Origin of the sequence: Cellulomonas composti (assembly GCF_007990245.1) — a bacterium.
GTDB lineage: Bacteria > Actinomycetota > Actinomycetes > Actinomycetales > Cellulomonadaceae > Cellulomonas > Cellulomonas composti.
Genome location: NZ_BJWG01000013.1, coordinates 79,680 through 94,168, shown reverse-complemented (window position 1 = coordinate 94,168; position 14,489 = coordinate 79,680). Strand labels below are relative to the sequence as shown.

Below are 14,489 nucleotides of genomic sequence, written 5' to 3'. Positions count from 1 at the left end.
GCGGACGTCAGACCGTCGCCGCGCGGCGCGCGGTCGTCGGACCGGGAACCTGCCGCAGGACCTCGTCGACGACGCGCTGCGGCGCGAGCCCCGACGCCCAGGCCTGCGGCGTCAGCGAGATCCGGTGCGCGAGCGTCGCGACGCCGACGGCCTTGACGTCCTCCGGCACGACGAAGTCCCGCCCGTCCAGCACCGCGAGCGCGCGCGACACGAGCACGAGCGCCTGCGAGCCGCGCGGCGACGCACCGACCTCGACCGCCGGGTGCGTCCGGGTCGCGGCGGCCAGGTCCACGCAGTAGCCGAGCACGTCGTCGTCCACGGTCACGGCCTCGACGCCCGCCTGCATCGCGCGCAGCGTCAGCGCGTCGACGACCTGGTGCACGGGCGCCGCCTCGGCCCGGCGCGCGAGGCGGCGGGCCAGCACGTCGCGCTCCGCGTCGCGCGTCGGGTAGCCGACCGCCAGGCGGACCATGAACCGGTCGAGCTGCGCCTCCGGGAGCGGGTACGTGCCCTCGTACTCCACGGGGTTGGACGTCGCCACGACGTGGAACGGCTCGGCCAGCGGCCGCGTCACCCCGTCGACCGTGACCTGCCGCTCGGCCATCGCCTCGAGCAGCGCGGACTGCGTCTTGGGGGCCGTCCGGTTGATCTCGTCGGCCAGCAGCAGGCCCGTGAAGACCGGGCCGGGCCGGAACTCGAACGCGCGCGCCGCCGGGTCGAACACCGACGACCCCGTGATGTCCGAGGGCAGCAGGTCGGGCGTGCACTGCACACGGCGGAACTCGAGCCCGAGCGTCGTCGCGAGCGACCGGGCGGCGAGCGTCTTGCCCAGGCCCGGCACGTCCTCGAACAGCACGTGGCCGCCCGCGAGGATCGCCGCGAGCGCGAGCCGCAGCGGGTCGCGCATCCCGACGACGGCGGTCGCGACCTCGTCGAGCACCGCGCGACCGCGTGCGGCGACGTCCTGCACGCTCAGCGAGGCGGGAGCGGCGGGGGTGGGGTCGGTCATGACGTCCTCCGGTCGGGTGCGGGTGCGGGTGCTGATGCAGGTTCCGGGACGGTGTGCGGGTCGGTGGTCGGCGGCGGCGCGGTGCGGACCGGGCCGAGCGTCTCGAGCGCCTCGAGCGTGTGCCGCAGGTCCGCGACGGACGGCAGGGGCGCTGAGCGGCGCAGCAGCGTGCGCCGGGCCCGCTCTCCGACGAGCGCGCGCACGCGGTCGGCGTCGTCGGGGTCGTTCAGGTCGGCGCCGTGCCGGGCCAGGCGGACGCCGGCGATCTCGCGCACGCGGCGCAGCGCCCGCTCGCCGACCTGGCCGTCGCGCCCGACCATCGCCCACGACAGGTCCTGCAGGTCGCCCCGTGCGCCGTCGCGCCGGCGCCGGTGCTCCTGCTCGCGTGCGACGTCCTCGTCGATGTCGGACCGCGCGAGGATCATCGCGGTGGCGGCGACGCCGACCCCGATCACGACCGCCGTCCCCACCGAGAATCCGAGCCCGAGCGCGCCGAGCGCGCCGACGACGAGCCACAGCACGTCGCGCCGGGTCGGACGCCAGGCCGACCGCTCCCGGGCGTGCTCGTCGGGCGCGTCGGCACCGGGGGCGTCCGCACGGGCGGCGTCGCGGTCGGGTCCCATCGTCACGACGCACCTCCCGTCGCGCCCGGTCCGTCGGGCCGGCCAGGCTCGTCGGGCTCGTCGGGCTCGTCGGACTCGTCGGACTCGTCGGGCTCGTCGGACTCCCGGTGGTCGTGCCGCAGGTGGCGCACGCCGTCCGCGAGCGCGCCGAGTGCCGCGCGGGCGCGGGCGACGTCGGCGTCGGTGACGCGGTGCTCGCTGAACCGTGCGGCGAGGTAGAGGTCGAGCAACGCCCGGGTCTGCGCGGGGTCGGCCTCGGTCTCGTCGAGCAGCCCCACCGTGAACTCGGTCGCGGTCTGCGACGGCTCACGCAGCACACCGCTGCGCTCGGCGGCGGCCTCGAGCGCGATCCACGCGGCGATCACCGCGTCGCCGGGCGGCACGTCGCGGTCGATCGCGACCGCGGCATCCCGCAGCCCCTGCGCGAGCGCAGGCAGCGCAAGGTCGGCGACGTCCCCGAGGAACGCCTCGCCCGGGTCCGCGCCGTCCTGCTCCGGCGGGCGGTGCTCGTCGAGCCAGCGCCGCATCGCACGCGCGGCGAGCGCGCCGAGCAGACCGAGCAGCACGAGCGCGACGAAGATCGCCAGACCCACGGCCCACGACGGCGCACCCGTCGAGCTCTCGTGCGGCGGCAGCGCCGTCTCGGTCGGCCTCGGCTGCTCCGTGATCTGCGGCACGTTGATCGTGAACAGCCAGCCCGTGCGCGCCACGGGGTGCCACGGGCCGGCGACCGCCGCGCCCAGGACGGCGACGACGACGAGCGCCGTCGCGACGAGCGCGGCCCGGCGTGCCCGCTGTGTGCTCGTCACCCGCGCCCCCTCGTCGTCGACCGCTGTGCGCGGTGCCCACCCGCACGGTACTGACTGCCGCCCACGTTCGACGACGCGCGGGCGAATCGTCCCGGCCGGACGGCGACCGACTCCCCCGTTCGGGCCTGGGATGATGGGCGCATGACCGACCGCGCGCGCCTGGCCGACGTCACCCCGCCGATCGCCCTCGGGCCCCTGGACGGCCGCTACCGCGCCGCCGTCGCGCCCCTGGTCGACCACCTCTCGGAGGCCGCGCTCAACCGCGAACGCGTGCACGTCGAGGTGGAGTGGCTCATCCACCTCACGACGAACGCGGTGGTCCCCGGCGCCCCGACGCTGTCGGCCGCCGAGCAGGCGTACCTGCGCGACGTCGTCGCGACGTTCGGCGCCGACGAGGTGGCCGAGCTCGCCGAGATCGAGCGCGTCACGGTGCACGACGTCAAGGCGGTCGAGTACTTCCTCAAGCGCCGGCTCGAGGCCGCGCCCGGCGTGCTCGGCGAGACCGTCCTGCCGGCCGTCTCCGAGCTCGTGCACTTCGCGTGCACGTCCGAGGACGTCAACAACCTGTCCTACGCGCTCATGGTGCGCGGCGCCGTGAACGACGTCTGGCTCCCCGCCGCGACCGCGCTGGTCGACGACGTCGCGGCGATGGCCCGCGAGCACGCCGACCAGCCGATGCTCGCGCTCACGCACGGCCAGCCGGCGACGCCGACGACGCTCGGCAAGGAGCTCGCGGTGCAGGCGCACCGGCTGCGGCGCCAGCTCGCGCGGGTCTCGTCGGACGAGTACCTGGGCAAGCTCAACGGCGCGACGGGCACCTACGGTGCGCACGTGGTCGCGGTGCCCGGCGCGGACTGGCCGGCGGTGTCACGCGCGTTCGTCGAGCACCTGGGCCTGACGTGGAACCCGCTGACCACGCAGATCGAGTCGCACGACTGGCAGGCCGAGCTGTACGCGGACGTCGCACGGTTCAACCGCGTGCTGCACAACCTCGCCACGGACGTGTGGACGTACATCTCGCGCGGCGTCTTCATCCAGATCCCCGTGGCCGGCGCGACGGGCTCGTCGACCATGCCGCACAAGGTCAACCCGATCCGGTTCGAGAACGCCGAGGCGAACCTCGAGCTGTCGTGCGCGCTGCTCGACACGCTCGCCGCCACGCTCGTCACCTCGCGCCTGCAGCGCGACCTGACCGACTCGACGACGCAGCGCAACATCGGCCCCGCCTTCGGGCACAGCATGCTGGCGATCGACAACGTCCGACGAGGGCTGCGGGCGCTGTCCGTCGACGCGCCGCTGCTCGCGCGCGAGCTCGACGAGAACTGGGAGGTGCTCGGCGAGCCGGTGCAGTCGGCCATGCGCGCCGCATCCGTCGCCGGCGTCACCGGCATGGAGAACCCTTACGAGCGGCTCAAGGAGCTGACCCGCGGCCGGCGTCTGACGGCCGACGACATGCGCGGCTTCATCGCCGGGCTGGGCCTGCCCGCGGACGTCGCGGCCCGCCTCGAGGAGCTGACGCCCGCCTCGTACACGGGGCTCGCCGCCACGCTCGTCGGCTACCTCGACGACTGACGACCCGGCCACGTGTCACCCGGACGGGGGACCCGGGGCGGGGTGCACGGGAACGGCGGCGATACCAGGGACCACGGGACCTGGACACCCGCACAGGTTTGCTAGCACAATCAGGCCCGATCTGTCGGATTCCTCCGGAATCCCGGCAGGCCCCCTGATCCGTCGCGAGCCAGTCCCTCGACCCCCCGTGAGGTCAGCATGACCCTGATGCAGAAGGCGCTGACGCCCGCGCAGTCGCGGGCGCACCTCACCCGCGGGTACGACCGCCTGGCCGGCTACTGCGTGCGTGCGCAGGACGTCGCGTTCGCGACGACACCCGCTCAGCTGTACGAGGTGCACGGCCTGGGCTACCCGGGCTCGCCGTTCAGCCCCGACGACGCGCACGTCGACGTGCTGCAGTTCGAGTCCGGCGCGCACCTGCAGTACCGCGACGTGCCCGGCTACATCGTGCCCCTGTGGTGGCTGCGCCACTCGCGGATGACCCCGAACGCCGAGATCGTGCGCGTGCAGGCCGACGGCTCGTCGACGGTCCTGGCCCGCTACGGCGACGTGGGCACCGGTTGGACGCTGCTCGGCTTCGGCACCCGGCCCGGGCTCGCGTCGCTGTCACGCTGCGTCGGACCCGTCGCCAAGTGGCACAGCGCCTACCTCGAGGCCGACGTGATCGACGGCGGACACACCGTGGTCCTCGCGCTCGCCAACCCGCCGCTCGCGGAGACCGGCTTCACGCAGGCGCCGTCGGGCCGCTGGTACCGCCAGGTCCCGCGCCAGCAGGTCACCGAGCTGTTCGAGCTGGACCTGACCGCACGCTGGAACGGCCTGTCCGTGCGCGTCGTCGACCAGTGGCAGGACGCACAGCGGTACGTCGTCGCGCGCATCTCGCACCTGGGCGACGACCTCGACCACGCCGAGCACCTCGGCCTCGAGATGCTCGAGGCCGGCGTCTACGAGACGGTCGTGTACGCCGCCGAGCTGACCGACATCGAGACCAACCAGGTCGTGCCGCACACCTGGGCGCCCGGGCCGGCAGCGATGCACCGGAGCCCCGCCGTCCAGCACCGCTGAGCCCGCTCGTCGGCTAGGAACCGGCGCCCGGCCCTACTGTCGCGGCGCTGCTCGCTGAACTGCTCGCTGCGCTGGTCGCGACCGGGACCGGAACGGCCGCGAGGTCCGCGAGCGCGGCCGCGTACGCCACCACGTCACCCGCGCGCGCCGCTTCGCGTGCACGCACCGTCGGGTCGTGCAGTGCGGCACGGGTCCGACGACGCAGCGACCGTTCTGCCCGCTCGTCGCGCAGCTCGGGCTCGAGCGAGCCCAGCGCCTGCTCGAGCCCGCCGAGCACGCGCGTGCGCTCCGCGAGGACCGCGGGGTTCCACTCGCGCTCGCGACGCCCCGCCTCGTACTCCGCGGCTGCCCGCTCGACGATCAGGCGCGCGTCGGCCACCGCGGCGCGCTCCGCGGGTGCGTGCTGCGCGACCGTGGTCAGCGAGATCAGCCGGACGCCCGGCAGCGAGTGCACTCCCGGGTCCACGTCGTGGCGCAGCGCCAGGTCGACCACCGTGAGCGGGTGCTCCGAACCGGCGCGCGCCTCGGCCAGCGCGTCGACCGTCAGCACCGCCCCCGCGGCGCCCGAGCACGCGACGACGAGGTCGACACCCGCGAGCTCGGCCGCCAGGTCGGCGCCCGCCGGCACCGCGACCACGCCGCGTGCGGCGGCGAACGCCCCGGCCCGACCGCTCGGGGAGTACACCCGGATGTCGTGGCAGCCGCGCGACTTGAGGGCCGCAAGCGTCGCACCCGCGTACGAGCCCGTCCCGACGAGCACGCACCGCACCCCCTGCCACCGCGCGAGCCCGCCCTGCGCGATGTCCAGGGCCACCCCGACCACGGATCGGCCCGCCGCGCCCAGACCCGTGCGCGCCTCGACGGAGCGTGACACGCGCGAGGACGCCTGGAACAGGCTCTCCAGCGCACTCGTCGTGGTCCCGTCGTGGCGCGCGGTGCTCAGCGCGCGCCTGACCTGCCCGGCGATCTCCCGCTCACCGACCACCATCGACTCGAGCCCGCACGCGACCGCGAACAGGTGCGCCGCGGCGTCGGTGCCGACGAGCGCCTGCAGGTGGCGGCCGACGCTCGTCGGGTCGTAGCCCGAGCGGGCCGCGACCGTCGCGGCGACCGCCGCGCGCGCCTGGGGGGTGTGGGCCACGTCGTCGACGTCCAGGTACAGCTCGTACCGGTTGCACGTCGCGACGACGACGGCACCGGTCACGTAGGGCGATGCACCGACCAGCTCACGACCCACGGCGTGCACGTCCGACGAGAGACGTTCGAGCACGGCGAGGTCGAGATCACGATGCGATGCGACGAGGGACAGCAGCACCACGGGGCCGATTCAACCACCCGCATTTTCGTCGGGCACAATCGACGGGTGCCACTTCCCGCAGGACATCCCCTCGTCGAGCGACGCACGTCACATTCTGATTTGGTGCGTGCCTATTCCGGGGACCGCCCGGAACGCCTGCCGGTGTGGTTCATGCGCCAGGCCGGGCGGTCGCTGCCGGAGTACCGGGCGGCCCGCGTCGGCACCGCGATGCTCGAGGCGTGCCTCGACCCGGAGCTCGCGTCCGAGATCACGCTGCAGCCGGTGCGTCGGCACGGCGTGGACGCGGCGATCTTCTTCTCGGACATCGTCGTGCCGCTGCGGCTGGCCGGGGTGGACGTCGAGATCAAGCCGGGCGTCGGACCCGTGATGGGCTCGCCCGTGCGCACGGCCGACGACGTCGCGCGGCTGCGCGAGCTCACGCTGTCCGACGAGGCGCTGGCGCCCGTCTCCGCGGGGGTCGCGCTGACCGTCGCGGGGCTCGGCGGGACGCCGCTGATCGGGTTCGCCGGCGCCCCGTTCACGCTCGCCGCCTACCTCGTCGAGGGCGGTCCGTCGCGCGACCACCTCGCGGCCCGCACGCTCATGCACGCGGACCCCGAGACGTGGCGCGCGCTGACCGGGTGGGCCGCCGACGTGACCGGCGCGTTCCTGCGCGCGCAGGTGCTCGCGGGCGCCTCCGCGGCGCAGCTGTTCGACTCCTGGGCGGGTGCGCTGTCGCTGCCCGACTACGTCCAGCACGTCGCGCCCGCCTCGGCCCGCGCGCTCGGCCACGTCGCCGACCTCGACGTGCGCACCGTGCACTTCGGCACCGGCACGGGCGAGCTGCTCGCGGCGATGCGGGACGTCGGCGCCGACGTCGTCGGCGTGGACTACCGCATCCCGCTCGACGAGGCGATCCGCCGGCTCGGCGGGCGCACGCCCGTGCAGGGCAACATCGACCCCGCGCTGCTGGCCGCGCCCTGGCCGGTGCTCGAGGCGCACGTCCGTGACGTCGTCGCGCGCGGCGCGAGCGCCCCCGGGCACGTGGTCAACCTGGGCCACGGCGTGCCGCCGGACACCGATCCCGAGGTGCTGACGCGTCTCGTCGGGCTGGTCCACTCGCTGTGAGCACGCCCGTCCCGACGAGCTCGCCGGCGCGCGACGAGGGCGTCGTCCTCGACGCCGTCGTCGTCGATGCCGTCGTCGTCGGCGGCGGGTTGGCCGGGCTCGTCGCCGCGCGCACGCTCGCGCGCGCCGGACTGCGCACGCTCGTGCTCGAGGCGCGCGACGCGGCCGGTGGTGCGGTGCGCGCGCACGAGGTGGCGGGGCTGCGGCTCGACGCCGGCGCGGAGTCGTTCGCGACGCGCGGCGGCACGGTCGTCGCGTTCCTCGCCGACCTCGGGCTGGGCGACGCCGTCGTGTCGCCCGCCGCGCTGGGGTCCTGGGTGCACCTGCCGTCGGGCGACGGCCCGCTGCCGCGCACGGGGCTGCTCGGCATCCCGTCCCAGCCGTGGTCGCGCGACGTGCGGCGCACGCTCGGCACGCTCGGCGCCGCCCGCGCCGCGGCAGACCGCTGGCTGCCCGCACGTGTCGGGCGCTCGGCGACGAGCCTCGGCGAGCTCGTCCGGCGGCGCATGGGCGCTCGGGTCGTGGACCGGCTCGTGCGCCCGGTCGTCGGAGGCGTGCACGCTGCCGACCCCGACGATCTCGCGGTCGACGCGGTCGCGCCCGGCCTGACCGCGGCCCTCGCCACGCACCGCTCGCTCGCCGTCGCCGTCGCCACGCTGCGTGCGGCCGCACCCGCGGGCGCCGCGGTGCTCGGCCTGCGCGGCGGCCTGCACACGCTGGTCGACGCGTTGCGCACCGACCTGGCGGCCCACGGCGCGACGGTGCTGCTGCGCTCGCCCGTGACCCGGGTGGAGCCCGTTGCCGCATCGGACGGCGGCGGTCGGCCCGACGTCCTGGTCACGCACCGCGGCGGGACCGTGCGCGCTCGACGGCTCGTCGTCGCCTGCCCGCAGGGCCTCGACGCGCTCGGTGCGCTCCTGCCCGACCTCGCCGACGTGCGGCTCGACGACGGCGCCGACGTCCGGCTCGTCACGCTCGTGCTGTCCTCGCGCGGGGTGGGACCGGGCGTGGCGGGTGCGAGTGGGGCGGGTGCGAGGGGGTCGGGCGCGGCCGGGCTCGACGATGCTCCGCGCGGTACGGGCGTGCTCGTCGGGCGCGGCGCCACCGACGTCCGCGCAAAGGCGCTCACGCACGCGACCGCGAAGTGGCCGTGGCTCGCCGAGCAGGCCGGCGCGGGACGGCACGTCGTGCGGCTCTCGTACGGTCGCGCACCGGCTGGGTCCGGATCCGGATCCACCTCCAGATCCGCGTCCGCGTCCGGGTCCGACGAGGGCGCGGGCGCCGACCTGGGCGACTTCGACCTCGTCACGCAGGGACTTGCCGACGCGTCGGTGCTGCTCGGCGTCCCGCTCGACCGCACGGACCTGCTCGGCGACGCCGTCGTGCGCTGGAGCCAGGCGCTGCCGCGCCCGAGCGCGGCTCATCGCGAGGCCACCGCGCGGGTCGCTGCGGCGCTCGCGTCCGCCGCCGACGACGACCGCGCGCCGCGGCTGGCGGCCTGCGGTGCCTGGTTCGCCGGCAACGGGCTGGCGAGCGTCATCCCGCAGGCCGAGTCCGCCGCACGCGCTCTCGTCTGACACCGGACAGACATCCGTCCGGCCGGACCCGAGCGATCCGCTGCGCGCGAGAATTCCTTACGGGTCGCGCGCGACGGCCCATTTCCGAGCCGTCGGCGACATTTTCTGACGGGTCGTCATTTCCCGGCGGAAATGCACGGTGCGCTGCATTCACCACGCGACTTCGACACGTGCATCGGCGTCGGGGAGACTGGCGGCATGCCACCCCTGGTACGGATCGGGACGCGTGCGTCCCGGCTCGCCCTCACGCAGACCGGCCACGTCGCCGCGGACCTCTCGCGCCTCGGCGGGTTCGAGACCGAGACGGTGCACGTGCGCACCGACGGAGACCGGCTCACGGGCAGCCTCGCGAGCCTGGGCGGCACCGGGGTGTTCGTCACCGCGCTGCGCGACGCGCTGCTCGACGGCCGCTGCGACGTCGCGGTGCACTCGCTCAAGGACCTGCCGACCGCCGCGGCGCCGGGCCTGACCATCGCCGCGGTGCCCCCGCGCGAGGACCCGCACGACGTGCTGTGCGCGCGCGACGGCCTCGCGCTGCGCGACCTGCCGCCCGGCGCGCGCGTCGGCACCGGCTCGCCGCGCCGCGCCGCGCAGCTCCTCGCGGCCCGCCCGGACCTCGTCGTCGTCGACATCCGCGGCAACGTCGACACCCGGCTCGGCCGCGTCGCCGGCCACCCCGACGGCCCGGGCGACCTGGACGCCATCCTGCTCGCCCGCGCGGGCCTCGCCCGGCTCGGCCGCCTCGACGCGGTCACCGAGGTGCTCGACGACACGGTCATGCTGCCCGCCCCCGGTCAGGGTGCGCTCGCGGTCGAGGTCCGCACGGCCGACCTCGCGGACCCGACGACTCCGCTCGCGCGCGCGCTGGCCGCGCTCGACGACCGGCCCACCCGGTTGGCGGTCGCCGCCGAACGCGCCCTGCTGGCCCGGCTCGAGGCCGGCTGCGCCGCACCGGTCGGTGCGATCGCGCACCTGGTCGGCGCGCGCCTGACTCTTGAGGCCGTCGTCGCCAGCACCGACGGCTCCCGCACCCTGCGCCACGGCGCCGTCGCCGAGGCGCGCCGCGCACACGTGGCACCGCCCCGTCCCGACGCGTCCGCACCCGATCTCGGCGCCGCCGCGTCCGCGGACCACGCCGACCTGCCCGACGAGGCCATGGCTCGCTCACTCGGCGCGCAGCTCGCCGACCTGCTGCTCGAACAAGGAGCAGCCGAGCTGGCACCCCTGGGGCCGGGCGCGTGACCGGCACCGGCTCCGCAACGGGTCCGGACGGGTCTGCGGCCACCGGCCCCGTCGCCGGCACGGGTCCGGACGAGTCTGCGGCCGCCGTCCCCCTCGCCGGCACGGGTCCGGACGAGTCTGCGGCCGCCGGCCCCCTCGCCGGCTGGCGCGTGCTCGTCCCGCGGCCGACCGCGGGCCAGTCCGGCGCAGTCATCGCCCTCGCCGCCGCCGGCGCGACGCCCGAGCTCGTCCCGCTCATCGCGATCGAGCCGCCCGAGCCGACACAGCCCCTCGACGACGCCCTCCTGGCGCTCGGCGCCGGCTGGTACCGCTGGCTCGTCGTGACCAGCGGCGCGGCCGTTCCCGTGCTCGACGCCCGCGCCCGCGCCGCCGGCCGCACCCTCGCATCGCTGCTGACCGACGGCGCCGTCCAGGTCGCCGCCGTCGGCCCCGGCACCGCCCGCGCCCTCGAGGACCACGCCGTCCCCCCGACCCTGACCCCCCGCGGCCCCTCCACGGCCACCACCCTCGTCACCCAGTTCCCCACCGCTCCCACGGGTGGACACCCCGCCGCCGAGCGGCGAGAAGTCCACCCGGACCGACCCGCCGACGCGGCGAGCCCCCTCGTCCGTCCGACCAACCCCGCCACCGCAGCGGGCCAGCCCGAGCCGACGCCCGACACGGCGGTGGGTGGAGAACCCGCTGTTGGGCGGCGAGAAGTCCACCCGGACCGACCTGCCGACGCGGCGAGCTACCTCGCCTCTCCGACCGACCCCGCCACCGCAGCGGGCCAGCCCGACCCGGCGGCCCGCGCCGCCGTGGGTGGACAACCCGCTCCCGAGCGGCGGGAAGTCCACCCGGATCGACCCGACGACGCGGCGAGCCACCTCGACCCGGCGTCCGACGCCGCAGTGGGTGGAGAACCCGCTGCCGGGCAGGGGGAAGGCCACCCGGTTCGACCTGCCAGCGCGGTGAGCCACCTCGACACCGCGATCAACCCTGCCGACGCGGCGGGCCAGCCCGAGGCGGCGGCCGGCGTTGCTGTGGGTGGAGAACCCGCTGCCGGGCGGCGGGAAGTCCACCCGGATCGAGCCGACGACGCGGCGAGCCACCTCGACCCGGCGTCCGACGCCGCGGTGGGTGGAGAATCCGCTGCCGGGCGGGGGGAAGTCCACCCGGTTCGACCTGCCAGCGCGGTGAGCCACCTCGACACCGCAATCAACCCTGCCGACGCGGCGGGCCAGCCCGAGGCGGCGGCCGGCGTTGCTGTGGGTGGAGAACCCGCCGCGGGGCGGCGGGAAGGCCACCCGGGGCGGGGGGAGGGGGGCGCGAGGGTGGTGTTCGCGCGCGGGGACCTGGCTGCCAGCACGGTGGCCGACGGGCTGCGGGCGCGGGGGTGGCAGGTCGACGAGGTGATCGCCTACCGGACGGTGCAGGCGCCGCCGCCGTCCGACGAGGTCCGCGCGGCCTGGCGGGGCGGTGCGATCCACGCCGCGCTGCTCACGTCGGCCAGCACGGTGCGCGCACTCGTCGAGCACCTGGGACCGCCCCCGACGGGCACACTGCTCGTGGCGATCGGTCCGACGACCGCCGCGGAGGCCGACCGCCTGGGCCTGGAGCTCGCCGCGACCGCGGAGCAGCAGACCATGACCGGGCTCGTCGACGCGCTCACGCGGGCCGCGCATGGACGGGCAGCGGCGGGGGCAGACGCGGATGAACGGGCAGCGGCGCGGGCGGACGCGGATGAACGCACCGCGCGTGCACAGACCACGCGTGAACTGACCACGCGTGAACGGACCGCGGCGCGGGGGGTCGGCGGCGTGCGCGACGATGGGACCCGACCGCAGGAGGCGCCATGACCAACCCGAACCCCGGCCGGATCCGGCCGCGCCGGCTGCGCGCGTCCGCGGCGATGCGCCGGCTCACGAGCGAGACCGACCTGCACCCACGCCGGCTGGTGCTGCCGGTGTTCGTGCGCGAGGGGCTGACCGAGCCGCGCCCGATCCCGTCGATGCCGGGCGTCGTGCAGCACACGCTGGAGTCGCTCAAGGGGGCGGTCGACGGCGCGGTCGGGGCCGGGCTCGGCGGCGTGATGCTGTTCGCGGTCCCGGAGGTCCGCGACGCCACGGGTACGCAGGCGACCTCGTCGGACGGGATCCTCAACCGGGCGATCGCGGTGGCGACGGCGCAGGCCGCGGGCGGTCTCGTCGTGCAGGCGGACCTGTGCCTGGACGAGTTCACGGACCACGGCCACTGCGGCGTGCTGACGCCGGACGGGCGCGTCGACAACGACGCGACGCTGGTGCGCTACGCCGACATGGCGCTCGCGCAGGCGGCGGCCGGGGCGGACCTCGTCGGGCTGAGCGGGATGATGGACGGCCAGGTGGGCGTCGTGCGCGACGCGCTGGACGGCGCCGGGTACGACGAGGTCGCGGTGCTGGCCTACGCGGCCAAGTACGCCTCCGCGTTCTACGGGCCGTTCCGGGACGCGGTCGAGTCGCAGCTCCAGGGCGACCGCCGGACCTACCAGCTGGACCCCGCGAACCGGCGTGAGGCGGCGCGCGAGGTCGCGATCGACGTCGCCGAGGGCGCGGACATCGTCATGGTCAAGCCCGCGATGAGCTACCTGGACGTGCTCGCCGACGTCGCCGCGACGTCACCCGTACCGGTGGCGGCGTACGCCGTCTCGGGTGAGTACGCGATGCTCGAGGCCGCCGCCGCCGCGGGCTGGATCGAGCGCGAACGGGCGATCTACGAGTCCGTGCTCAGCATCAGGCGTGCAGGTGCCGATCACGTACTCACGTACCACGCGACAGAGCTGGCCGGATGGCTGGCAGAGGAGTCCCGATGAGCCCGACGAACGCCGAGGTGTTCGCCCACGCCCAGGCCGTGATCCCTGGCGGCGTCAACTCACCCGTGCGCGCCTTCGGCGCTGTCGGGGGCACGCCGCTGTTCCTGGCGTCGGCGCGCGGCGCCTACGTCACGGACATCGAGGGCCGCGAGTACGTCGACCTCGTCGGGTCCTGGGGGCCGGCGCTGCTCGGCCACGCGCACCCCGAGGTCGTCGCCGCGGTCCAGGAGGCCGCCGCGCGCGGCCTGAGCTTCGGTGCGCCGACCGAGACCGAGATCGACCTGGCCGAGGCGATCCGGCACCGCGTGCCCCCCGCCGAGCAGGTACGGCTCGTGTCGACCGGCACCGAGGCGACGATGACCGCACTGCGCCTGGCGCGCGCCGTCACGGGCCGCGACCTCGTCGTGAAGTTCGCCGGCGGGTACCACGGGCACGTCGACGCGCTGCTGGCCTCGGCCGGCTCCGGCGTCGCGACGCTCGGGCTGCCGGACTCGGCGGGCGTGCCCGCCGCGGTCGTCGCCGACACGATCGTCGTGCCGTACAACTCCGTCGAGGCGCTCGAGGCCGTGTTCGCCGAGCACGGTCCGCGCATCGCGGCCGTCATCGCCGAGGCCGCGCCCGCCAACATGGGCGTCGTGCCGCCGGTGCCCGGCTTCAACGCCGCGATCCGCCGGATCACGCACGAGCACGGCGCGCTGTTCGTCAAGGACGAGGTGCTCACGGGCTTCCGGGTCGGCTACTCCGGCTGGTGGGGGCTCGAGGGCCTGCGCGAGGGCTGGTCGCCGGACCTGTTCACGTTCGGCAAGGTCATCGGCGGCGGCCTGCCGGTCGCGGCCGTGGGCGGCCGACGCGACGTGATGTCGCAGCTCGCGCCGACCGGGCCGGTCTACCAGGCGGGCACGCTGTCCGGGAACCCGGTCGCGACCGCCGCGGGCCTCGCGACGCTGCGCCTCGCGGACCAGTCCGTCTACCGGACCGTCGGCGAGGCCTCCGCCCGCCTGCGCGACGCGGTGTCCAAGTCGCTCGCCGACGCCGGCGTCCCGCACGCGATGCAGTGGGCCGGCTCGCTGTTCTCGATCATGTTCGGCGTCGACGCGGCCACCAACGGCGCGCGCGACTACGACGCGGTCAAGGCGACCGAGCACTGGCGCTACGGCGCGTTCTTCCACGCGCTGCTCGAGGCGGGCGTCTACGCGCCGCCGTCTCCGTTCGAGGCGTGGTTCGTCTCGGCCGCGCACGACGACGAGGCGGTCTCCCGCATCGAGGCGGCCCTCCCGGCTGCGGCCGCCGCAGCGGCTGCGGCGACGCCCGCGGGCTGACGCGCCGGCTGACTGACA

The 14,489-nt window shown here is 75.9% G+C and carries 12 protein-coding genes; 8 read left to right on the top strand and 4 right to left on the bottom strand.

Translation table 11 applies throughout. The features are described from left to right. Window positions 1-7: 7 nt before the first annotated feature. The 3 genes from CCO02nite_RS13430 to CCO02nite_RS13420 are packed head-to-tail and all read right to left on the bottom strand — an operon-like array spanning window position 8 to window position 2,441. The gene (locus tag CCO02nite_RS13430; protein WP_146843668.1) at window positions 8-1,009 is read right to left on the bottom strand and encodes an AAA family ATPase; all 1,002 of its coding nucleotides are present in this window, start codon (window positions 1,007-1,009) and stop codon (window positions 8-10) included. Continuing rightward, window positions 1,006-1,638, bottom strand: coding sequence for a hypothetical protein (locus CCO02nite_RS13425; protein ID WP_146843666.1), 633 nt, complete (start codon window positions 1,636-1,638; stop codon window positions 1,006-1,008). The genes CCO02nite_RS13430 and CCO02nite_RS13425 overlap by 4 nt, the downstream gene beginning before the upstream one ends. After that, complete coding sequence (locus CCO02nite_RS13420; protein ID WP_146843665.1) at window positions 1,635-2,441, bottom strand: DUF4129 domain-containing protein; 807 nt, start codon at window positions 2,439-2,441, stop codon at window positions 1,635-1,637. The genes CCO02nite_RS13425 and CCO02nite_RS13420 overlap by 4 nt, the downstream gene beginning before the upstream one ends. 141 nt (window positions 2,442-2,582) lie before the next feature. Between CCO02nite_RS13420 and purB the strand changes: the two genes are divergently transcribed. Together purB and CCO02nite_RS13410 are read left to right on the top strand one after the other, a co-directional pair. Next, on the top strand, window positions 2,583-4,013 hold the full coding sequence (gene purB / locus CCO02nite_RS13415; protein ID WP_146843664.1) for an adenylosuccinate lyase: 1,431 nt from the start codon (window positions 2,583-2,585) through the stop codon (window positions 4,011-4,013). Between the two features lie 198 nt (window positions 4,014-4,211). Next, window positions 4,212-5,078, top strand: a complete 867-nt coding sequence (locus tag CCO02nite_RS13410) for a UCP033725 family protein (protein WP_146843662.1) — start codon at window positions 4,212-4,214, stop codon at window positions 5,076-5,078. Window positions 5,079-5,091: 13 nt separating this feature from the next. Here the strand turns inward: CCO02nite_RS13410 and CCO02nite_RS13405 are convergent, their stop codons facing one another. After that, window positions 5,092-6,396: a glutamyl-tRNA reductase gene (locus tag CCO02nite_RS13405; RefSeq protein ID WP_146843661.1), complete on the bottom strand. Its 1,305-nt coding sequence runs from the start codon at window positions 6,394-6,396 to the stop codon at window positions 5,092-5,094. A 45-nt stretch (window positions 6,397-6,441) separates the two neighbouring features. On the opposite strand from CCO02nite_RS13405, the gene hemE reads away from it, so the two are divergent. From hemE to hemL, 6 genes are all read left to right on the top strand, one after another. Continuing rightward, on the top strand, window positions 6,442-7,503 hold the full coding sequence (hemE, locus tag CCO02nite_RS13400; RefSeq protein ID WP_246117547.1) for a uroporphyrinogen decarboxylase: 1,062 nt from the start codon (window positions 6,442-6,444) through the stop codon (window positions 7,501-7,503). After that, complete coding sequence (locus tag CCO02nite_RS13395; protein ID WP_146843658.1) at window positions 7,500-9,080, top strand: protoporphyrinogen/coproporphyrinogen oxidase; 1,581 nt, start codon at window positions 7,500-7,502, stop codon at window positions 9,078-9,080. Before hemE ends, CCO02nite_RS13395 begins: the two co-directional genes overlap by 4 nt. A gap of 198 nt (window positions 9,081-9,278) precedes the next feature. Beyond that, on the top strand, window positions 9,279-10,322 hold the full coding sequence (hemC, locus tag CCO02nite_RS13390; RefSeq protein ID WP_146843656.1) for a hydroxymethylbilane synthase: 1,044 nt from the start codon (window positions 9,279-9,281) through the stop codon (window positions 10,320-10,322). After that, window positions 10,319-12,160, top strand: coding sequence for a uroporphyrinogen-III synthase (locus tag CCO02nite_RS13385; protein WP_146843654.1), 1,842 nt, complete (start codon window positions 10,319-10,321; stop codon window positions 12,158-12,160). Before hemC ends, CCO02nite_RS13385 begins: the two co-directional genes overlap by 4 nt. Continuing rightward, window positions 12,157-13,152 carry a porphobilinogen synthase gene (hemB, locus tag CCO02nite_RS13380; protein ID WP_146843653.1) on the top strand — a complete coding sequence of 332 codons (996 nt, stop codon included), beginning with the start codon at window positions 12,157-12,159 and terminating at the stop codon, window positions 13,150-13,152. The genes CCO02nite_RS13385 and hemB overlap by 4 nt, the downstream gene beginning before the upstream one ends. After that, on the top strand, window positions 13,149-14,471 hold the full coding sequence (hemL, locus tag CCO02nite_RS13375) for a glutamate-1-semialdehyde 2,1-aminomutase (RefSeq protein ID WP_146843652.1): 1,323 nt from the start codon (window positions 13,149-13,151) through the stop codon (window positions 14,469-14,471). Before hemB ends, hemL begins: the two co-directional genes overlap by 4 nt. Window positions 14,472-14,489 lie beyond the last annotated feature (18 nt).